Origin of the sequence: Acinetobacter sp. YH18001, from assembly GCF_013416975.1 — a bacterium.
Taxonomy (GTDB): Bacteria; Pseudomonadota; Gammaproteobacteria; order Pseudomonadales; family Moraxellaceae; genus Acinetobacter; species Acinetobacter pseudolwoffii.
In genome coordinates this window covers 35,405-57,256 of sequence record NZ_VPEU01000016.1, presented here as the reverse complement: position 1 = coordinate 57,256, position 21,852 = coordinate 35,405, and the positions used below count along the sequence as shown (strand labels likewise).

Sequence of the window (21,852 nt, the reverse complement as noted above, 5' to 3'; positions counted from 1 at the left end):
GTGTTCAGGCCATTAACTTTAACTTATTATTAGGGGATAACACGAGTATAGCTAATCTTGGACAGTGGCTAACAGGTAATGTTGTTGTGAACCTAAAAAATGGTACAACAACTGTTGGTACTTCATCCGATTCTGTATCTACAGTGAATTTAGATTGTTCGAACTTACCATTATATTCAGATTGAATAGTTAGTTTTTTATTTTTTACTATCTGTCCTATTTGATTTCTTAATAATATATATATTTTCCTATCACAACAACTTTCTAGATCGTAATAGTTAAACAGATCAATATATTTACTAATATGAACATTATTTCCATCTGACTCTTTATAATTCCCTTTAAAACCTGGCACACCTAAAAAAGAACCTAATCCACCATCCCCAACTAAATGAGCACCTGCAATAGCACCAGATTCAGTAATTTCAATGCCGTTAATTATTTTTCCATAATATTCATTGAAATTTCTGTTCCTTAATCTTTCACAAAGAAAGTCTATCCATTGTCCAATAATTTGAATTTGTTTAGAGGGGGATTTCAAAAAATCTGATAGAGAATTTATACCATTCTTTCCAACCCAGTTCCCTGTCCAATCATTTGCTTTAGTTTTATCAGAATTAGCATTCCAATGCTTATAATATCCAAGATCAATAAGTGCGGCTTCACCAAACTGGAAAAGACCAATATAGCCTAGAGAGTTTTTTATTTTACTTGCATTAATATTTAAAGGTTCATTTAAAGATAAACTTAAATCTGACGAAGATTCTTTTCTTGAAACAGCACATATAAATCCATATCGTGTTAATGGATAACTTTTTCTATTTATTAACTTACCACTCCTCATTTATTTAAGTCCTCAAAACTAAATTTATTAATATCAATTTTTTTACTACTTATATATGAATTTAAAATAGATTTTAACTTTTCAAAATCACCTAAACCCGGGCAACTTAACTCTACACCATTTTTATTTGCTTTTTCTGTTGGGAAAAATTTATCTTCAAATACATCATAATGACCTAAATTTCTAAAATATGAAAAATAATTACCCTTAATATCATTGATGATTCTTATATCACTGTGATCATTTTTTAAATAAGCATAATAAACTTGATATTTATTTTTATCAACTTCTACAACCTGACATTCACCTGTTGACATCCATTGATTATCTTTAGGATTTAAACCAATCAATTTTAAAATTTCCAACTTATTCACATCTTCCCAAATTTGAGTACATGGGATATTATTTTTTTCTATTTTTATAACTTCTATATTATCCTGCCGATTATTCCATATTTTTTCACAAACATTTTCTTTAGCAAAGGCTTGCACTGAAATAAACACAAGTAAAAGTAAAGCAATATCTTTCTTCATACTTTCTAAGCTCCAAACTTATTAAAATCATCTTTTAAATTATCCTTATATTCATCATCCGACTTTTCTTCACTATGAATATTGATTCCATCATCCACTGAGTCACCCGTGTCATAATTGTAAATATCCTCGTTTAACTCCTTGATAGACATAATACTTTTATCATCAATATTACCAATAAATTGAATTTCTATATTATCTGATGAATCACTAAATATTCTTGGTGTTCTAGCCATTTCATCTAATACTCCAATATATTCAAAATTCTTTGTTTTATTTATTATTTTAAACTTAATCTGATCTTTTAAATTTTCTAGATTAAAGATATCACTAAAATCAAATCTTCTACTAAATGTACCATTCTTCGGCATTTTTGGAAGCTGAGAGTTTACCCTTGCTCCACCTTCAAACAAATGCTGCCCCGCCTTACACTCAAATTTCCCACCAGTTGTGACACACACTCCACTGCTATTAATCTTTATTTGAGACCCTCCCGCGGTTAGCAGGATCTCTTTCGGACTGGTGATCTCAATCTTGTCTTCAGTTGAAATCAACTTAATCACCTTCCGTGCAATTGCTTCGATGGCATCATCTTGGGCCTGTATTTCAATTTTACCTTTGCCTGCGTATAAGCGTGCTCCGTTCTGGGCAGCAAATAGGCTGATCTTGTGCTGCGCATGTGCAATCAGAGACTGTTGAGTCGATAGATGGATATTTTCCCCTGCACTGTAATTTATCTGCTGGTCTGCAGATAAATGAATATTTTCATTTGTACTCAGCACAATCGAATGTGGTGCCGTTAATACCATAACAGCCTGTTTAAATGCAGTGGCTTTGTTCGCATCTTCAGTTTCAAGTTGATTCAGAAATTGTTTTAAGCTATTAAAAAGCTCAAGCGGATCAGTTTGCTGAGCTTCTGCCATGTCACTCAGAACTTTGGTGTTATTCAGATTTGATTCCATCTGGTTCTTGGCAGGCTTAGCATCCAGGTGATTACCTGCTGCTGTATCTTGCGAATAGGTCGAAATCAGTAAGCCTTGCCCTGCTCGTACCACCCCCCACTGATCTGTCCTTAGTTCAAACCCTTCCCCACGACCTTCACTCGATTCGGTTTCTTTAGGATGACTGAGATTTCCTAAATTCAATTGGCTAGCACCATGACTACTGTGTAACTGCGCACTAATCTGATCCGTCGTATCATCAAAACGCAGCTGGTTGAAACCCTCGCCATCCACTTCTTGGGAACGGATCCCACTGAGTTTTCTGGTGGCTGGTAATTGTCCCTTCGCATCAAACATCACTGGATGTCGTTCTGCTTCGTGAATCCGTCCCATAACAAAGGGCCGATCGATATCGCCTTCAAAAAAATCAATCACCACCATTTCACCAACTCGTGGATGCAATCTGACTCCATAACCTTCACCAGCCCAAGGGGTTAATACATCAATCCAGGCCGAATCGCTATCATTGTCATTGCTGCCTGCACCGGCATCATGTTGATGGTCATCACTTCGGGTAAATAGAAAACGAACTTTCACTCTTCCCCAAGCATCGACATGGATTGTTTCACCTTCAGGCCCGACCACTCGAGCTCGCTGCGGATATGCAACGGGGCGATGCACAAAAGGCTGATATTCAGGTACGACCAGAATGTCACGACGGACGATATACAGCTGATTGCCCTGCCGTTCTTCCTCCGAAATTTGCCAATCACTTTGGCCGAGCAAGCTGTCTAGCTGCAATAAAATATCTTTAGGTAAATTATTCTGGTTATAGAAGCGTTTACCCAAAATCAAAAATTCACGCTCATGCACGGGATGCTGATCAATTTCAGCATGCTGTTTTAATTCAAACCAATACCCGACCTGAGCATCACGTACACTGCTGCTGGCTTTAAAATATTTGGATTGCAGCGCATGATAATGATTGAGCTGCTGATTCAGTCGTTCCAGTTGTGCCGTACCAGATGCCGTCACCTGATCCTCGGCATTCAAATCACCTGTCCAGGCCGGACTAATGTTCCAGGCATCCTCAAGATTCAGACTGGCCGTATCCTGCACGCTACTTTGCTGATGAGTATTTAATAAGGACTGGCTTTGATCCTGCGCAAGGTGCTGCGCTTGCCAGCGCTGGGTATGGGTACTGTTGGAATTAAGCTGACGTACGGCAATCAGACTGGTCAGCGTATCAAACTGCTCGGTGGCATGACTGCGATGGAAGCGGATTGAACGGCGTTTTAAAGCTGAAAAGGCTTGAGAATGATCGATTAAACGCAGGATCTGCGGCTGAATCTCAGTAGCGGACACCGGAACAATGGAGTGCTTTTCATCAACCAGCCAGTTTATTCCTTCACTACGCCATAAACGTGTTAAAAAATCATAATCCGACTCATTGGACTGCATCACAAAAGGGCGTACATCGTAATCCCGATTTAATCCGGTCAAGTCCAGACTAAGACTGGCTGCAAATAATGCACTTCTGCTTTGCCATTCACTAAATAATATTTCACTGATTTTGCGCACGCTCTTATTCATAAACACCCGACTATTACGGCGTTTGTGCCAGAGTTCAGTAGCATCCTGCATAGTTAATTTATACAAGCTCAAGGCACCGTCGCTGTGTCCCTGACTGGCTGCGGTAATAATGCCACTGGTTCGAAAAAGTTCGCCACGATCTGTTACCTGATCTACTGCCACCTGACAGCCTATAAATTGCTTTAAAGCAAGATTGGCCTGCGTAGAAAGGCAGATCAGTTCTGCCTGCAGACCCTGATTAATCTGATGCTGGCCATCAATCCGCTGAATCAAGACCTGATGATTTAAGGGCAGATGTGAAAACTGCAGATGCAGCACACGATGCTGCCGGTTCAGCCCAAGTTGCTCCAGTAGCAGATGAATATGTTTTGGCATTTTATAGTTATAGTTTTAAGCATTATTATTGTGGAGCAAATTCTAGGAAAAGTTGTCCATTTCGTCCAGCTCAGTGTGCATTTCACATAATTAGGCATTTGATTTTCAGTAATTCAATTGCACCTATTCAATAAATCTCTGAAAAATAGAAGTAAAAATAATGCCAAATATTTCAGAATTTTCTGATTATCCAGAGTAGAACTTGCTGCTACACTGGATTCAATCTTATTTTCAAGGCCAAGGACATGCTGGAATTCCCCTCTAAACTGCCTGATCTAGGCATCACGATTTTTAGCACCATGTCGACCCTGGCACAAAAACTCGGCGCATTGAACCTTTCACAGGGATTTCCAGACTTTCCTGCGCCACCGGCATTGATTGAGGCTTTGAGCCGAGCCAGTCATAACGGATTTAACCAGTATGCACCTGGAGATGGCTTGCCGATATTGCGTGGGCTGGTGGCCGATCTGTATCGACAGCGCGATCAGCTGAGCATTGACCCGCTAGAAGAGATCACGATTACTTCCGGCGCCACAATTGCGATTTTTTGTGCGATTCAGGCCACAGTTCGTGCGGGTGATGAAGTGATTATTTTCGATCCGAGCTATGACAGTTATGCACCTGCAGTACAGCTGGCTGGTGCAACGCCTGTACATATTGCATTACAGCATCCAGAGTTTTCTGTGGACTGGAATCAGGTGAAAGATGCCATCAATAAGCGTACCCGCATGATTGTGGTCAACACTCCTCACAACCCCAGCGGTAGTGTCTGGTCCAGAGCAGACTGGCAACATCTGATTGAGCTGATCCGTGAGCGCAATATTGTGGTGTTATCCGATGAAGTCTATGAACATCTGGTTTTCGACGGCGTTCAGCACCATTCAGCCTGGTCATTTCCTGAACTGCGCGAGCGTAGCTTCGTGATTGGTTCTTTTGGTAAAACCTTTCATGTCACCGGCTGGAAAACCGGTTTTTGTATTGCGGCACCGCCACTCATGAAAATGTTCAGACAGATTTATCAGTTTGCCAGCTTCTGTGGCGTGACTCCGATTCAGGTGGCTTTGGCGGAATACATGCAACAGCATCCTGAACATATACGCGAACTTTCCCGGTTCTATCAAAACAAACGTGATCTATTTAATTCATCAATAGAAACATCACGTTTTAAATGGACGCCCTCTCAAGGAACTTATTTCCAGAATCTCGATTATTCGGCTATCCGGCCTGATTTAAATGATGTAGAGATGTGTCATTTTCTGGCAGAGCAACACGGGATCGTGGCAATTCCAGTCTCTGTGTTCTACCAGCAAGCGCCTGCCGATTTACGCCTGCTCAGGTTCTGTTTTGCAAAAAAAGAACAGACCCTGATTCAGGCAGGTCAAATTCTTTCAAAGGTTTAATTCAAATTTTAACTAAAATTCTTATAAAATAAATGCCTTAGTTACTTAAAAGCTAAGGCCTTTATTCCTGCTTTATTCAATAATAGCAACATAATTAAATAGATGAAAAATCAATAACAGGATAGGGCATGGTACAGCAATCACTGATCCAACAACAGAATTTATGGAAGGCCTTTCTGGTATTTCTGTTGCCATTAATTGCAACCAATATCCTGCAAAGCCTTTCAGGCACGATTAATACGGTTTTTGTCGGGCAAATGCTGGGAGTCAATGCCATTGCTGCGGTTGCGGTATTTTTCCCGATCCTGTTTTGTTTGATGGCTTTTGTCATTGGCTTATCTGCCGGTTCTACTGTACTCATTGGACAGGCCTGGGGCGCAAAAAATATCGAAAAAGTGCGCTGTGTGGTCGGTTCAACTTTATTTATGACCTTGATTGGCGGAAGCTTGATCGCGCTGTTTGGCGTGATTTTTGCCGAAAATATCCTCTTGGCGCTCGGTACAGATCCGGAGGTGATGCATTTATCCTTGCCCTATGTGCAATGGATGCTGGCAGGTAGTCCCCTAATTTTTATTTATATTATTTATACCTCTATCTTGCGCGGTGTAGGCGACAGCACCACACCGCTGTTTGCTTCCGCACTCACCATTGGCGTGGGCTTGGTAGTCACCCCGATATTAATTGCCGGATATTTTGGCTTTCCCCAAATGGGCATTATCTCGCCGGCAATTGCCACCATTTTGGGTAATCTGGCCGTATTGTTGTTTCTAGTCCTGTATTTAAATTATAAACAACATCCGCTCAGGCTCGACTGGGCATTATTAAAACATATCCGCCATCAGCCTAAATTAAGCAAAATTATTTTAAGTCTGGGCGTTCCGACTGGAATACAGATGATCACGACTTCTGTCGCCGGTCTGGTGATTGTCGGCTTGGTCAACCGCTATGGCGCAGAAGCAACGGCTGCCTATGGTGCGGTCAACCAGGTGTTAAATTATATCCAGTTTCCTGCTCTGTCGATTGCGATTGCAGCTTCTGTGTTTGGTGCACAAGCGATTGGTGCAGGAAAATCCGATTTGCTGAATAAAGTCACACGGACTGCACTCAGTATGAATATTCTGTTTACTGGCGGTTTGGTGGGTTTGGCCTATCTGTTCTCAAAATATTTAATGGCACTGTTTATTACTGATCCTCAGGTCGTGGTGCTGGGTCAGCAACTTTTATTCATTGTGCTTTGGTCTATTTTATTCTTTGGTGCCAGCGCCATTTTTGCGTCAATTATGCGTTCAAGTGGTACGGTAACTGCACCGATGCTGATCAATATTTTTGCAATTCTCTGTATTGAAGTTCCTGCCGCTTATCTGTTTAGCCGGTGGTGGGGGCTGGAAGGGATCTGGTATGCCTATGCATTGGCCTTTGTCAGCATGTGTATTTTGCAGGGACTGTATTATCAGTTGGTCTGGAAGAAAAAAACCATTAAAATATTGGTTTAGCTTCATTATTTTACATGCCTACAGCCTTACAGCAACTCACTCCTGATCTACAATAAAAGATTAAAAACCCGCTTTTGCGGGTTTAATATCCAATGATTTAAGCAGATTTTTTCTTCTTTTTGCCGAATTGGCTTGCCAGTGCAGTGACATGCTGATAGCCGCTTGGTAAGATCCGTTGAATCAAATCAACTGCTTTGGCATCGTTACCAATTAATAAACGGCGTTTGTCTTTCTGTACCGCCTCCAGAATCTGACGAGCGGCTTCTACTGGCGGGCAACGCAGCAGTTTATTAAAATTACGGGCGGCTTTTTCCGGATTCATGCCCAAGGTCAGCATACTGTCATTCATTTTCGCAGCATTGGCAATATTGGTACGAATTCCCCCCGGATGTACACAAAGTGCACTCACACCACAATTTTGCAGATCCAGTTCCTGACGCAAGGATTCGGTAAAACCACGCACTGCAAACTTGGTCGCGTTATATGCCGACTGGGTCGGCTGCGCGGTTAAACCAAACAGACTGGAAATATTAATCACATGACCATCGCCGGTTTTCTTGATTAAAGGCAAAAATTCTTTGGTGCCATACACCACGCCCCAGAAATTAATGTCGACGATCCATTCCAGATCTTCATAGCTCGCACCTTCTACGGTGCAGCCAAGTGCCACGCCGGCATTGTTAAAGATCATGTTGACACTGCCATGATCCTGCTCCACCTGTGCTGCCCAGCTGCGTACCTCTTGTAGCTTGGCCACGTTAACTTTTTGAATCGTCACCCGAACATCACTGCCCTGCAACAATTCAACCGTTTGTGCCAGTCCTTGTTCATTAATATCACTTAGTGCCAGATGACAGCCTTGCTGTGCCAGCAAAACTGCCAGTTGCTGACCGATCCCTGAACCGGCACCGGTAATGGCAGCGACTTTATTCTTAAAATTTTTCATTGAATTTCCTTATGTAAATAACTGCTCTTCCATGACAGCAGGATCTTGTTCTGTTGTTTCAGGAGTTAGCACAGACCCTCAATATAATTTTGACAATATATATTGTCAATAATTATCCGATGTCCTTAGCGGCCAAATTTCTCTGCTGAATTTCGACATAGGTCAAAGCGTGATTTATTGCTAAGATATTCAAAATCTTCATGCAGATGAGTAGCCAGGCCTTATGACCGATTCAATCAATGCAGCAGCACCATCACGACCACCCAAAAGCAAGGAACGTCAGTTTAAAGGCCTGTCGATGGCTGAGCGACAGCAGGTACGTCGTGAAAAGCTGATTGAAGCCGGCATTGAAGCTTATGGCAGCCATGGCTTTTTTTCAGTAACCGTGAAAGATATCTGCAATGAAGCCAAACTGACTGAACGTTATTTTTATGAATCTTTTAAAAAAAGTGAGCACCTGTTTCAGACCATCTTTTTAAAACTGATTGATGAACTGCAACAGAATGTCATGCAGGCCATGATGCAGGCATCCACTGATCCGAAAAAAATGATTGAAGCGGGGCTAACCGCCTTGCTGAGCACCTTGCGTGACAATCCGCGTATGGCACGGATCATTTATATTGATGCCATGCTGGTGCAGGAGTTGCATAATCAGGCCACCATTCATGAAACCATGTCGCGCTTCGACCGCATGATTCATGCCTTTGTCATGTTAATGATGCCGCAGTTAAATCGTAGTGAGCAGGAAATTTCACTGGTGTCGACCGGTTTAAATGGCTATGTCACCCAAATTGCCATTCGCTGGGTCATGAGTGGATTCAAGCAGTCACTTGAGGAAGTTTTATCATCATGCAGTGTGGTATTTTTGGCATTATTGGAGTCATTTTCCGACAAAAAATAGCTGTTAAATCGAAGGTTTAATCAGATTTTCTGCATTCTAAAACAGGTTGCTAATTTCTGCTGAAGCACCGATAAAAGTAAAATTAATTTATGATTTTTTAACAAGTTTCTTTACTAAAATTGTCACAAATCTTTGCGAATTTCAGCAGTTTTTCCCTTTCTGCAATGATACTGTCATAATTAGTCTTTGTAATAAGCCTGTCATAAATATAAAACGGTTCACCGTTTACATGAAATAGGGTATTGCGTTGTGAAAGATGACTACATATTAATCGTCGATGACGAACTCCCGATTCGGGAAATGATCCATACCTCTCTGGATATGGCCGGTTTTCAATGCTTACAGGCCGAAGATGCCAAGCAGGCGCATCAGATGATTGTGGATCAACGTCCGGCACTGATTTTGCTGGACTGGATGATGCCGGGCGGGATCAGCGGTGTAGATCTATGTCGTCGTCTGAAACGTGATGAAAGCCTGTCAGAAATTCCGGTGATCATGCTGACCGCACGCGGTGAAGAAGACCACAAAGTACAAGGTCTGGATGCCGGTGCCGATGATTACATGACCAAGCCGTTCTCGACCCGGGAACTGGTGTCACGCATTAAAGCTGTCCTGCGCCGTGCCAATGCACTCAGCGGTGAAAAAACCATTGATGCCAATGGCCTGATTCTGGATCCGGTCAGTCAGCGGGTTAATTTTGGCGATAAAATTCTGGAAATGGGACCCACTGAATACCGTCTATTGGCGTTTTTTATGACCCATCCGGAACGTGCCTATACCCGTGCGCAATTACTGGATCAGGTTTGGGGCGGCAACGTCTATATTGAAGACCGTACTATTGACGTCCATATACGCCGTTTGCGCAAAGTGCTGGAACCTTATGGCGCAAACCGCTATGTACAAACCGTACGTGGAACCGGTTACCGTTTTTCAACCCGTGCAGATGTGGCTTTAGGTTAACGTCTTTTAAGGTAAATCTTGTTTTATGTATGAACCCTACCCTGTCCCCGAACTGGCACGTGAGCACAAAAGAATCCGTTACAGCAGTTTATGGGATTTTGCCAAACAGGATTTACGCTTACTGGCTTTTTTCCTGATCATCGCCAGCCTTATCGGTTTTGGGATTGGGTATTTCTGGATTTGTATCGTCATTGCCTTTGTGGCGTTCTTTAGCACCCAGATGCGCTCTTTATATCTGGTCAATGAATGGATTTCTAATCGCCCTTATGATGTTCCGCCGAATATCGGCGGGATTTGGGGCGCACTGTTATTCAATGTTTATCGCGCTCAGCGGCAGGAACGGATTGTGCAGGCAGAAATGGTGGAACTGATCGATCGAGCGCAGTCTTCACTGGTGGCCTTGCAAGAAGCAGTGGTTTTAATTGATGAAAACCAGCAGATTGAATGGTGGAATCCAGCCGCCGAACGTCTGCTCGGAATTTCCAGTGATGACCGTCGCCGTAATATTTTAACTTTGCTGCGCCAACCGAGTTTTATTGAATATTATCATCATATTGATGAGTCACCAGATGGCCTGAAAATGCGATCTTCGCTGTTCGAAGATCATTATGTCCAGGTCAAAATGACCCGTTTCGGCGGTGAAAGCCGGGTACTGGTCGCCTATGATGTGACCCGGATGCACAATCTGGAACAGATGCGTAAAGATTTTGTCGATAATATTTCGCATGAGCTGCGCACGCCTTTAACCGTACTCAGTGGCTATATTGAAACCTTTACCGACCAGGAAGATATCAATCCGCGCTGGAAACGCGCCTTTGATCAGATGCAGTCGCAGACCCGACGCATGAACGCGCTGGTGAATGACCTGCTACTGCTGTCACGTCTGGAAAATGACAAGAATATTGCCAAAAACCAGATCATCGAAATGCCAAGTCTGATGAATCAGCTATTTGATGATGCACAGGCCTATAATATCGACTATGGGCATACCCTGAATCTGGACATTGACAGTCATTGCGATCTGATCGGTTCAGATATGGAACTGGCCAGCGCCTTTAGCAACCTGATCACCAATGCGATTAAATATACGCCTAAAGGTGGAATCATTACCATGGGGTGGCATGATGATGGTGAATCTGCCTATTTTGTAGTGGAAGATAACGGCATCGGAATTGATCCCAAACACTTGCCACGTCTGACCGAACGTTTTTACCGGATCGATTCAGACCGTAGCCGGCGCACCGGTGGCACCGGTTTAGGATTGGCAATTGTTAAGCATGTCCTGATGCAACATCAGGCACATCTCGAAATTGAATCCAAGGAAAACCAGGGTTCCACTTTTAAGGTAATTTTCCCTAAAGAGCGCCTTAGCTTTCCAGACTGATATCCCCCATTAAAAAAGCTGCCATCGGCAGCTTTTTTTTCAGGATGCTATCTGTTTTTCTTTGGCCAGTGCACGCGCATAGGCTGCACGTTGCGATACCCGTTTCAGATAAGCCTGAATCGCTGGATAACTTTGGCCAGTCCGGCTTTGCATGGCTTCCAAAGGAAAACTCATCTGAATATCGGCAAAACTGAAATGTCCGGCAAAATAATCATGCTCACTCAAATAACGTTCCAGAAACTGGATATGATCTTTTAAGCGGCTTTGTACAAACTGTTTTTTCACCCCATCACATATTTTCTTGGCCACAGGCCGAATCAGCAAAGGGGTATGTTTCGGTACAGTGGTCATCACCAGTTGCATCACCAGCAGTGGCATTAATGAACCTTCTGCATAATGCATCCAGTAACGGTACTGGGCCTTATCGGCAGGATCTTTTGGGCGAAACTGCTGCTGTTCATCATAGCTTTCCTGTAAATACTCCAGGATCGCCGCAGATTCCGCCAGTACCTGCTCCTGATCGGTCAGAATTGGTGCCTTACCCAAGGGATGGATCTGTTTTAAAGCGGGTGGCGCGGAAAGATTAGGCTGGCGCTGATAATATTGCACTTCATAATCCAGTCCTAACTCTTCCATGGCCCAGAGAATACGAAACGATCGTGATTGTTCGAGATGATGTAAAACACGCATATTAGTCTCATGATTTTATTGTTCTTGCTTGCTGAGCATAGCAAAAAGCAGCGGAATGTAGCGCAATTTTTGATGACTGTAATGATCTGTTCCATAGGTTGCAGATTTGCCATTTTCAGTTCAAATCCGACAGGGTTCCATCCACCCCTGCAATTCTGATCATTTATCTGGAAGCACGCATCCGGTCTGGAAATGCGGGAGCTTCTAAACGTGGTCCATCATAGGCCGGAATCGAACCGAAGCGTTCATGGCCTTCAATCCATTCTTGCCGCGCAATTTTAAGTTCCTCGGTGGTACGTCCGACCAAATTCCACCACAGTAAAATCGGGCTTTCAAATGGTTCACCACCAATGAGTAGCACACGGCTCCCGGCATGAATATCAGCATTAACCTGCTCTAATCCCGGTTCAAGGATCAGCATGTTATCTTCCGTCAGTTCATGTCCATTAATGCTGGCCGTGCCCTCAAGTACCATAAAACCATATTCAAATTTTGGATTCAGGGCTAAGCGCGCACTGGTACTTTCTGCTGCATACAGGTCTACCCCGAGCAGTTCACTATGCACTTTTACCGGTGAAACGGTTTTTAAATATTCACCGACTAAGACGGTAAATTCGATGCCCTGATCATTAACCACAGGCAATTCAGGATAATGCTCAAAAGCCGGTGCCATATTGATCTTGTCATCCGGTAAGGCAATCCATAACTGCGCTGCATGCATATGCGTTTCGCTTTCTGGAGAAACTTCCGTATGTGAAATGCCATAGCCCGAGGTCATCAGATTGACCTGTTTGGGACGAATCAGCTGCTGAGTACCTAAACTGTCATTGTGCATCATGGTGCCTTGCAGCATCCAGGTAAAAGTCTGCAGACCAATATGGGGATGTGGCCCAACATCTAGGCCATCTCCTTGTGGAAAGCTGGCCGGACCGGCATGATCCAGAAAACACCAGGCACCAATCATGCGTTTATGCCGGCTGGGCAAGGCACGTTTGATTACGGTACCCTGTCCGATTTCGGCACGGCGTAAAGGGAATTCCTGAATAAACTGATTGACATATTTTTCACAATCATCCGAATTGGACAGTTCAATATCACTATTATTCGACATGGCTGAGCTCACCTCGGCATTTTCATTCTAAATCTTAAATTATATGAAACATTCTTCCCTTGGACTGCTGCAAGATGTCTCCCTATTCAGGACAATTTACAGGGTCTATTTGCAAAATCTATCTTTGGAAATATTTAGATACGTATAAAACCCTTAACATCGCTTGATCGATCTAACTCCTGTTCAAGCGATAAAACCTGAATTTCGCAGTGTAACAGCCTGAGTGGAAGTGGCTCAATGCTGATTAGGGTGCTCTCAAGCCTGCGCTAGAAGCCATTTCGACATTGCTGGCCCAATTACCCAATGTTTCACGTGAAACGAATGATTTTAATTTAAAAATTAAAGCAATTAAAAATTATTTTTATGGATTTCAATCACTTTTGCAGCTAAAAAATATAATTTTTGTTACGTTTTAAAGTCAAATTTAAGTCAGATACCCAATTTTAGGGAGGTTATTTTTCATCCAATCACGGCATAATAGGCACCTATAAAAATAATACTGGACCAGGACATGTCTGCTCAGCATGAGAATATATATTCAACGGCGAATATATCTTTTCAAAACTCGACGACCGATAAATCACTGAAATTATCTGAATGTGATCTGCAGAACCGTCAGCTGATCGAACAGGCGCTGACAGACTCTCATGCCCGTATTCCTGCCCCGTTTCAGCAATATTTTCACGATTATGTCTATACGCATAGTCATACTAATTTACGTCAAATCAACTATCTGGCACAAATTGCCTTTTTGCTGTATTTCTTTGCCGATATTCTGATTATTCCAGACATGTTTTTTATTTCTGGTCTGATGCGCGTCATCTTGGTTCTAGGCGCTATGCTTTGCTGTTATTACTTGTTTAAAACATATAAAAATATTCAGATTCTAGATAGAATCCTGCCGATCGCCACTACTGTGGCTGCAGCTGCATGGATTGGCCTGCTGGTGCTTTCAAGCAGCCCCCATGTTGCTACCTATATTTATGCCTCTGCGATCTTTATTCTCATCGCCAATCTGTGTATACAGACCCAATTTAAAGTTGCGGTCTATTGTTCCATCTTGATTGCCCTGTTTATCATGATTGGAGTGACCCAGTTAATGAGCGCATCTCAAGCCTTTATTTTTACTGTCGTGTTTAGTCCACTCTGGTTTTTTAGCATTTATATTAACTGGAATAATATTCTGAATGTACGGCGCTCTTTCCTGCGCTCTTTGCTGGACGAATGGAACTATCAAACCTTAAAAAATCTGGCACATACGGATGATTTGACCCAGTTATACAACCGCCGCCATTTTGTCGATATGGCTGAACGTTCTATTCATCAATGGCCCAAACATGCCAGCACCTGCCTGCTGATGTTTGATGTCGATCATTTTAAAAAGATCAATGACAACTATGGGCATGACATCGGCGATCGCGTACTACAACTGATTGCTGAAGTCACCCGTAAAGAAATGCGCCATAGCGATGTACTGGCACGTTTTGGTGGTGAAGAGTTTATTGCTCTCTTGGAAGATACCCAGCTGCCAGACAGTCTGGTGATTGCAGAGCGAATTCGTTGTGCAATTCAGAAACAATTTGTTTATGCCAAACCGAACCAGCCCATTCGTTTTACCATTTCGATTGGTATAGCAGAACTGGAGTCGCCTACGCAAAAGCTGGAGGAGCTGATCAAGCAAGCCGATATCGCTTTATATCAGGCAAAAAAATCAGGCCGAAATCGGATTGAAGTTTATCATTCCAAAATGCTGGAAAAGCCCAAACCTGCTCCAGCCAATCCCTGGAATGCCTTTAAGCCCGTGACCCAGCAAGATCATTCAAAGGCCAATCAAACCAAGCAATTCTGGTCTGCCCTTTAAATAATGAAATCAGGAATATTAGTGAAAGCTTAAATTTTTATAAACTTTACATGGAAAAGTTACATATTCTATCACGAAGAAAAAATCCTCATAAAAACTCATAAAAAAGAGCACCGAAGCGCTCTTTTTTTATCGGGATATCTCCGATCAACCAGATATTTACTACGTGCATAGCGCTTGGCATCATTCAGGCAAGAAACCGTGCTTCGTGAAATCCCTCACTGCCGCGAGCATAGCCTTTGCCGTAATTTAGGCAAAAGCCGTACTCCTTGAAATCCTGATTGGCGCAACCATAGCCTTTGCCGTAATTTAGGCAAGAAGCCGTGCTTCGTGAAATCCCTCACTGCCGCGAGCATAGCTCTTGGCGTAAAATCGGCTAAAAGCTATCGCTTTTAGAAATCCCGATTTTACTCCCATTCAATAGTTGCAGGTGGTTTAGACGATACGTCATACACAACACGAGAAACATCTTTAATTTCATTCATGATACGAGTCGAGATTTTATCGACTAGATCATAAGGAAGATGCGCGAAACGAGCAGTCATAAAGTCCACAGTTTCTACTGCACGCAGTGCAATTACCCATGCATAACGGCGACCATCACCGACAACACCGACAGATTTCACCGGCTGGAATACCGCAAATGCTTGAGCAGTCTTGTCATACCAACCGCTGGCACGAAGTTCCTGCATAAAAATGTCATCAGCAAGACGTAAAATGTCTGCATATTCTTTTTTCACTTCACCCAAGATACGCACACCTAGACCTGGGCCTGGGAATGGATGACGGTAAATCATGCTGTGTGGCAAGCCCAAAGTGGTACCCAATTTACGTACTTCATCTTTAAACAAGTCACGTAATGGTTCAACCAGTTCAAAAGCCAAGTCTGCTGGTAAACCACCCACGTTGTGGTGCGATTTAATCACATGTGCCTTGCCCTGTTTGCTTGCAGCAGATTCAATCACGTCTGGATAAATCGTACCTTGAGCCAGGAATTTTACCCCATCTAATTTACGTGCTTCTTCAGCAAAGACTGCAATAAACTCACGGCCAATAATTTTACGTTTTGCTTCAGGATCAACTTCGCCTGCAAGTGCAGTCAAGAAACGCTCTTCTGCAGCAGCACGGATGACACGAATCCCCATATTGTCAGCAAACATTTGCATCACTTGATCACCTTCGTTCAAACGAAGCAGACCATTGTCGACAAACACACATGTCAGCTGATCACCAATCGCTTTATGCAACAGCGCTGCAACGACAGATGAATCCACACCACCTGAAAGACCAAGTAATACTTTTTCATCACCGATCTGTTGGCGAAGCTGTTCTACACGTAGATCAATAATGTGTTCTGGCGTCCATAGACCGCGGCAACCACAAATTTGATGAACGAAGTTCGACAGTAATTCTGCCCCTTTAGAGGTATGTGTCACTTCAGGATGGAACTGAATACCATAGAAACCACGAGTTTCGTCAGACACCATCGCAATTGGACAGCTTGGAGTTTGTGCAGTGATCTGGAAGCCTTCTGGAATACGGGCAACCTTGTCACCATGACTCATCCAGACATGCAACTGGTTTTCACGGTCCTGTAAATTACCGATCAGCTTGTCACGTACCACGATATCAACTTCTGCATAACCGAACTCATGCACAGTACCTGGCTCGACTTTACCGCCAAGCTGTTCGCACATGGTTTGCAGGCCATAACAAATACCCAATACCGGTACACCGAGCTCGAATACCACTTGTGGCGCACGCGGGCTGCCTTCAAGGTGAACGCTCTCAGGTCCACCAGACAAGATGATACCGTTTGGATTAAATGCACGAATGTCTTCTTCAGACATATCATAGGCATACATTTCAGAATATACACCAGCTTCACGGACACGGCGTGCAATGAGCTGACTATATTGAGAACCGAAATCCAGAATCAGGATACGATCTTCAGTAATTTGAGTATTGGTAGTCATGACGAACAACTATGAAAGGCAAACGAAAGATAAGCGCCGTATTCTAGCATTTTTCTTGTGTTTAAGCACACTATTCCAATTGGTTTAAATATTAAACAGTTAAGAAATTTCAGAAAATAATGCCCTCATTTTTGACTGGTTCACAGGAGAGCAGAGTTTCGCTGCTTTCCTGTTCCAGCCAAATGAATGGTTTATTTCACGCGTTCAATCTGAATCACTTCAATATCGGTGGGTTTGTTGCGGTGCGTATCGACCTCGCCCCAGACTTCTACCCGATCGCCTGCTTTGAGCTTTAATCTTTTCCAGTGGTCGTCATCCACATCAATCATGATGCTGCCGGTTTTATCTCTTAATTCAAATTCGTCACTTTGTGCTGCACGCTGTTTGACGATCTGCCCCCTTAAGGTCACGCCGGTTTCATCTTTCATTTTATGTGCCTGAGCAATACTGACTACATTCTGTTTTGCTTCCTCCAGAATAGCCTGATCTGATTTAGCCCAAAGTGCCGGACTGGCAGCTGCCAGAACCAGTGTCGCCAGAATATATTTTTTCATGTGTGTTGACCTGCCATTTTTATGATGATTCTATGATCTAAACAGAAAGCCGAAATAGATGCCGCAGACGTTGTGTAACGCCATGATGAACTTGTGTCATCTGCTCAAAAAGCCCCAATAAAAATATGTTTATACGCTGATACATCCACTTTAAAAGTGAAGGGATTCGCCCGACAGCAGAAAAATAAGCCGCAAAATAGTCGACTTTTATTACTGACTTTATAGGTGATCGCTGTTAGGATTTGAGCACACTTTTGCTTGTACTGGGCTCATGGAACTGATTGATTTTATCTTGCATGTTGATGATCACTTGCTTGAATTTATCACCAATTACGGGATCTGGATTTATGCCATTCTTTTCCTGATTATCTTTGTGGAAACAGGTTTGGTGGTGATGCCGTTCTTGCCCGGCGACAGCTTGCTATTTGCAGCAGGTGCTTTGGCAGCGTCTACAGGTGTGATGGATCCCTGGGTACTGATTCCGCTTTTATTTGTTGCGGCAGTATTGGGCGATACCCTGAATTACCATATTGGCAAATATATCGGGCCGCGGGTTTTCGAGATTGAATCGCGCTTTATCAATAAAAAACATTTATTGGCAACTCAGCAATTCTTTGCCAGACATGGTGGTAAAACCATTATTTTTGCGCGTTTTGTGCCTTTTGCTCGTACCTTTGCACCTTTTGTCGCTGGTGCTGGCAGCATGAATTACAAATATTTCCTGAGCTATAATGTAGTGGGTGGATTCATCTGGATCAGCTCATTTGTCATTCTGGGCTATATGTTCGGTAATATGCCGATCGTCAAAGATAACTTCACCTATTTGATTTTCGGTATTATTATTTTAAGTGTCTTGCCAGGTGTGATCGGCTTTATTCAACAAAGACTCAAAAAAAGTAAAACAGCTTAAGATTTTTTATAGCCTGTGCATTTAATCCCAGAGCTTGATCAGTAATGGGATCAGACAAAGCAGTACAAACAGAGCCGAGCCTTTATAAATAAGGCCGGCTTTTATTTTTTCAGAGTGACTGCTCAAAATTGCCTGACCAAAGACCATCCAGAAAATCCCTACTGGAACGGTACTCAAGCAAAAGGCAGCAAACACCAGAACAAAGTTGGTCGGACTTTGCCAGGTTTCCATGGGTAAAATCCCGGAGGCCAACAATGCTGCTTTAGGATTGCTTAAGGTGACAGTAAACATTTGCCAGGGACGAATCTGCGGATGATTTTTGCTATAGCGTTCTAACTGCTGGGCCTTATATAAATGCAGCGTCATCCAGCCCACACAGATGGTACTCAGGACATACAGCAAGCTTTTGAAGTTTGGCCAGATCGGTAAAGCCAGATGAATTAACAAAGCCCAGACATTAATCGCATAAAAATAGCCCATCAGAATGGCAGGAATATAAAGGCTGGTTTTGGCCTGACCCTGCTGATACGCAGAGCTGGCGACCAAGGCATTCGCCGGCCCTGGAATCATCAGAACGGCGATTAGCCCCAATACAAATAACCAATTTTCAATCATCGTGATGAACTATTCCGGGCCTAGCTTATAGCTTAATCAATATTCTCATGCCAGAACAGGTCTATAAATCTAGAATGCTGAGACGATACGCGCCATTTCAAGTGATATTAAGCGGAATATCAGCTCGGCTATTTTGAAAAAAGCATAAAAAATGCTGACCCAAGATCAGCATTTATGAAGAGATCAGGAATTGGTTATTTAGCAATATTCTGACGAACCACAATCGGACAATTTTTGTAACGGGCGGCCTGAACAATCGCTTCCTGTTCACCTAAAAGCCGTGCCAGTTCGGTTCGCTTGGTATTGGATGACTGTCCCATATTGACGGAAACACTCGGACCAATTCCCCAACCACCGCGACTGCCCCAGCCACCACCCAGACCGACGCCCAGACCTACACCCGTGCGTTTTGGTGCTTCCACACCATTGTCGATATATTGCTGAATACGGTTATATTCGCCTTGCAGCTGCTGACAACCCAAGGTCTGATAATGGGTCGGGGACACATAGGTGGGTTTCACCGTTGTTGCACAAGCACTCAGCAATGCAAGTGCTGCAATACTCAGGCTTAATTTCACAAGTTTCATAGTTAACTCGATCTTAGTTCTGCTCTATCTCATTGAACAACGATTGATAGGCCTGAGTCAATTTATGATCAGTAGCCAAATGAATCAGGGGCTGATTTTTATGATGAGATTCTTTCATTAAGATGGAGGGCGGTAACATACTATTGAGTACGGGCAATCCTTCATCTTTCAGTTGCTGCACCACTTCACGCGGTAATCTGGCCTGTGCCTGAAACTGATTCACCACAATACCTTCAATTTCCAGTCTTTCATTATGGTCATCTTGGGTTTCAATGACATTTTCAATCAGGGTCTGTAAGGCGCGTTTAGAAAACACATCACAGTCAAATGGAATCAGCACGCGGTCTGCAGCAATCAAAGCCGACAGTGTAAAGAAATTAAATGCCGGCGGGGTATCAATAAACACCCGATCATATTGCCCGGACAATTGTTGTAAAGCATCTCGCAGTTTGTAGATTTTATGCTTGGACTCCAGTGCATGTGCCAAGGCGCCCAGTGTCGGGCTGGCTGGAATCACATCCAGATACTTAAAGGGAGACTGATGCACATAACTTTCCAGACCTTTGCTACGGCTTTTCAAAATCGAGCCAATTGCATTGCCGAGCAAGCCTTTACTTTGCTGATTGCCCAGCACATTTTCAAAATAGTTTTCAATATTCGGTTCTAATGCCGGCTTGTCACTTGAATAGGTCGCATCGTCACCTAATACGTATTGACTGGAATTGGCTTGTGGATCCAGATCAATGAGTAAAGTTTTTAAACCCTGATGTGCGCTGATCGCGGCCAGATTAACGGTAATACTGGACTTACCCACCCCACCTTTTTGATTAAATACCACACGTGTATGCATGTCCCCTCCTGTTATTTTTTAACTACTTTTATCACACTTGTATTTTTTAATTATTCACATAGACAGACTGCGCTTGAAGTCACAGCCTGCTTGTTTTTAGCCAAAATTCGGCTTGATCATCACCAAGATCAAAATAGAAACCAATGAAACTACCGCAATAAATAAGCCAGCCCGGCGTTGTGCCAGCAAGATTGAATCATCTTTTTTATAGGCTTTAGCTAAAGAGGATACCAGCACAAAAAATAAAATAACCTTGGCATAAAACCAGGGTTGCACATCAAAATCCTTGATCACCAATGACACAATACCTGTAAACGCGATCACCGTAATGGCCAGATGCTGTAAAGCCACCAGCGCAATTCGTGCCTTTGGATTCGGTAGGTTGCCTTGTGTACCAATAAACAAAGTCAAGGCACGGGCAAGAATGGCGACAATCGCCAATCCTGCTGCTGACATATGAATAATTTTGACTAAAAGTTGAGTTTCCATCATTTCCTCTTAGTTTTTTGGTGCATGTGCACAAGCTGGACTGGTCGTGTCCTGCCCTGCCCATTCTTCAGGCAAAAATGCATGGATTGCCAGCGCATGAATCTTGTCTTTGGCCAGTAAATCACCAGCAGCAGCATAGACTTTCTGATGACGCTGGACTGGACGTAAACCGGCAAAGGCCTGACTGACAATCACAGTTTTAAAATGAGACTCTTTTCCAGGGAAATAACCGCCATGACCCGAAGACTCATTCACCACGTCTAAATGGGTTGGAGATAATTGTGCTAAACGATCTTTCAGTTGTTGTTCTAAGCTCATGGCCTGACTCCAATCTTTGAAAATATAAAGTCAGTATACCTTGTTCTGCTGAGTATTTTAGTAATCTGTCACAGCGCAATCAGTTGATTGTGGCGAAGTTTCATGAATTCCCACATGAATATTGGCGATTTATTGTCTGGCCCAAAGTATTTTGCTTTTATTTTATGCAATTGATACAAGATTTTTAACAAAGGTGTTGACCACATTTTTTCATGCTGTATTATACACGGCATGCGGGAATAGCTCAGTTGGTAGAGCATAACCTTGCCAAGGTTGGGGTCGGGAGTTCGAGTCTCCTTTCCCGCTCAAAATTTTTTTATTTAGTTTTTTCATTTAAAAAACTTTATAGACTCCGCGGGAATAGCTCAGTTGGTAGAGCATAACCTTGCCAAGGTTGGGGTCGGGAGTTCGAGTCTCCTTTCCCGCTCCAGATTCAAAAAGCCCTCATCGAAAGATGGGGGCTTTTTTATTGTTGATTTTATTATATTTTTAAAAATCCCCCTTCCTTTGTTATTCAATTC

The 21,852-nt window shown here is 43.0% G+C and carries 20 protein-coding genes and 2 tRNA genes; 9 read left to right on the top strand and 13 right to left on the bottom strand.

Annotated features, from left to right (window positions below; genetic code table 11):
• Positions 1-4 precede the first annotated feature (4 nt).
• Genes FTV48_RS07325 through FTV48_RS07315 form a run of 3 tightly spaced genes read right to left on the bottom strand, consistent with a single transcriptional unit; the run spans position 5 to position 4,286 of the window.
• Positions 5-844: a hypothetical protein gene (locus FTV48_RS07325; protein ID WP_257222933.1), complete on the bottom strand. Its 840-nt coding sequence runs from the start codon at positions 842-844 to the stop codon at positions 5-7.
• Entirely contained in the window at positions 841-1,377 is a 537-nt protein-coding gene (locus tag FTV48_RS07320) for a hypothetical protein (protein WP_179999855.1), read from the bottom strand. Before FTV48_RS07320 ends, FTV48_RS07325 begins: the two co-directional genes overlap by 4 nt.
• A 5-nt stretch (positions 1,378-1,382) precedes the next feature.
• Positions 1,383-4,286, bottom strand: a complete 2,904-nt coding sequence (locus FTV48_RS07315) for a type VI secretion system Vgr family protein (RefSeq protein ID WP_179999853.1) — start codon at positions 4,284-4,286, stop codon at positions 1,383-1,385.
• A 245-nt stretch (positions 4,287-4,531) separates the two neighbouring features.
• Here FTV48_RS07315 and FTV48_RS07310 point away from each other — a divergent pair, with 245 nt between their 5' ends.
• On the top strand, positions 4,532-5,686 hold the full coding sequence (locus tag FTV48_RS07310; RefSeq protein ID WP_179999851.1) for a methionine aminotransferase: 1,155 nt from the start codon (positions 4,532-4,534) through the stop codon (positions 5,684-5,686).
• 128 nt (positions 5,687-5,814) lie between these two features.
• Positions 5,815-7,179: an MATE family efflux transporter gene (locus FTV48_RS07305; protein ID WP_179999849.1), complete on the top strand. Its 1,365-nt coding sequence runs from the start codon at positions 5,815-5,817 to the stop codon at positions 7,177-7,179.
• A gap of 97 nt (positions 7,180-7,276) precedes the next feature.
• On the opposite strand, the gene FTV48_RS07300 is transcribed toward FTV48_RS07305, so the two are convergent.
• Entirely contained in the window at positions 7,277-8,125 is an 849-nt protein-coding gene (locus FTV48_RS07300; protein ID WP_074383703.1) for an SDR family oxidoreductase, read from the bottom strand.
• A 223-nt stretch (positions 8,126-8,348) separates the two neighbouring features.
• Between FTV48_RS07300 and FTV48_RS07295 the strand changes: the two genes are divergently transcribed.
• The 3 genes from FTV48_RS07295 to phoR all read left to right on the top strand — a co-directional run bounded on the left by FTV48_RS07295 (position 8,349) and on the right by phoR (position 11,370).
• Entirely contained in the window at positions 8,349-9,026 is a 678-nt protein-coding gene (locus FTV48_RS07295) for a TetR/AcrR family transcriptional regulator (protein ID WP_005173788.1), read from the top strand.
• 249 nt (positions 9,027-9,275) lie between these two features.
• Positions 9,276-9,986: a phosphate regulon transcriptional regulator PhoB gene (phoB, locus tag FTV48_RS07290; protein ID WP_005094589.1), complete on the top strand. Its 711-nt coding sequence runs from the start codon at positions 9,276-9,278 to the stop codon at positions 9,984-9,986.
• A gap of 25 nt (positions 9,987-10,011) precedes the next feature.
• Complete coding sequence (gene phoR, locus FTV48_RS07285) at positions 10,012-11,370, top strand: phosphate regulon sensor histidine kinase PhoR (RefSeq protein WP_005094591.1); 1,359 nt, start codon at positions 10,012-10,014, stop codon at positions 11,368-11,370.
• Positions 11,371-11,409: 39 nt separating this feature from the next.
• Here the strand turns inward: phoR and FTV48_RS07280 are convergent, their stop codons facing one another.
• Both FTV48_RS07280 and FTV48_RS07275 read right to left on the bottom strand, forming a co-directional pair.
• Complete coding sequence (locus tag FTV48_RS07280; RefSeq protein ID WP_100358042.1) at positions 11,410-12,060, bottom strand: glutathione S-transferase family protein; 651 nt, start codon at positions 12,058-12,060, stop codon at positions 11,410-11,412.
• Positions 12,061-12,223: 163 nt separating this feature from the next.
• A complete protein-coding gene (locus tag FTV48_RS07275; protein WP_179999847.1) occupies positions 12,224-13,171 on the bottom strand; it encodes a pirin family protein in 948 nt (315 codons plus the stop codon).
• Positions 13,172-13,682: 511 nt separating this feature from the next.
• On the opposite strand from FTV48_RS07275, the gene FTV48_RS07270 reads away from it, so the two are divergent.
• A complete protein-coding gene (locus FTV48_RS07270) occupies positions 13,683-15,032 on the top strand; it encodes a GGDEF domain-containing protein (protein ID WP_179999845.1) in 1,350 nt (449 codons plus the stop codon).
• Between the two features lie 407 nt (positions 15,033-15,439).
• On the opposite strand, the gene guaA is transcribed toward FTV48_RS07270, so the two are convergent.
• Both guaA and FTV48_RS07260 read right to left on the bottom strand, forming a co-directional pair.
• Positions 15,440-17,008, bottom strand: a complete 1,569-nt coding sequence (gene guaA / locus FTV48_RS07265) for a glutamine-hydrolyzing GMP synthase (RefSeq protein ID WP_005094597.1) — start codon at positions 17,006-17,008, stop codon at positions 15,440-15,442.
• 191 nt (positions 17,009-17,199) lie between these two features.
• The gene (locus FTV48_RS07260; protein WP_005173783.1) at positions 17,200-17,562 is read right to left on the bottom strand and encodes a NirD/YgiW/YdeI family stress tolerance protein; all 363 of its coding nucleotides are present in this window, start codon (positions 17,560-17,562) and stop codon (positions 17,200-17,202) included.
• A gap of 271 nt (positions 17,563-17,833) precedes the next feature.
• Between FTV48_RS07260 and FTV48_RS07255 the strand changes: the two genes are divergently transcribed.
• Positions 17,834-18,472, top strand: coding sequence for a DedA family protein (locus FTV48_RS07255; RefSeq protein WP_074383709.1), 639 nt, complete (start codon positions 17,834-17,836; stop codon positions 18,470-18,472).
• A 21-nt stretch (positions 18,473-18,493) separates the two neighbouring features.
• Here FTV48_RS07255 and FTV48_RS07250 read toward each other — a convergent pair whose 3' ends face one another.
• The 5 genes from FTV48_RS07250 to FTV48_RS07230 all read right to left on the bottom strand — a co-directional run bounded on the left by FTV48_RS07250 (position 18,494) and on the right by FTV48_RS07230 (position 21,331).
• The gene (locus tag FTV48_RS07250; RefSeq protein ID WP_005094603.1) at positions 18,494-19,087 is read right to left on the bottom strand and encodes a hypothetical protein; all 594 of its coding nucleotides are present in this window, start codon (positions 19,085-19,087) and stop codon (positions 18,494-18,496) included.
• Positions 19,088-19,281: 194 nt separating this feature from the next.
• On the bottom strand, positions 19,282-19,674 hold the full coding sequence (locus FTV48_RS07245) for a hypothetical protein (RefSeq protein WP_179999843.1): 393 nt from the start codon (positions 19,672-19,674) through the stop codon (positions 19,282-19,284).
• Between the two features lie 13 nt (positions 19,675-19,687).
• On the bottom strand, positions 19,688-20,524 hold the full coding sequence (locus FTV48_RS07240) for a ParA family protein (RefSeq protein WP_005094607.1): 837 nt from the start codon (positions 20,522-20,524) through the stop codon (positions 19,688-19,690).
• Positions 20,525-20,620: 96 nt separating this feature from the next.
• On the bottom strand, positions 20,621-21,013 hold the full coding sequence (locus tag FTV48_RS07235; RefSeq protein WP_005094609.1) for a SirB2 family protein: 393 nt from the start codon (positions 21,011-21,013) through the stop codon (positions 20,621-20,623).
• A 9-nt stretch (positions 21,014-21,022) separates the two neighbouring features.
• Complete coding sequence (locus FTV48_RS07230) at positions 21,023-21,331, bottom strand: BolA family transcriptional regulator (protein ID WP_005094610.1); 309 nt, start codon at positions 21,329-21,331, stop codon at positions 21,023-21,025.
• Between the two features lie 233 nt (positions 21,332-21,564).
• Here FTV48_RS07230 and FTV48_RS07225 point away from each other — a divergent pair.
• A tRNA-Gly gene (locus tag FTV48_RS07225) sits at positions 21,565-21,637 on the top strand.
• Between the two features lie 48 nt (positions 21,638-21,685).
• A tRNA-Gly gene (locus FTV48_RS07220) sits at positions 21,686-21,761 on the top strand.
• Positions 21,762-21,852: the final 91 nt, after the last annotated feature.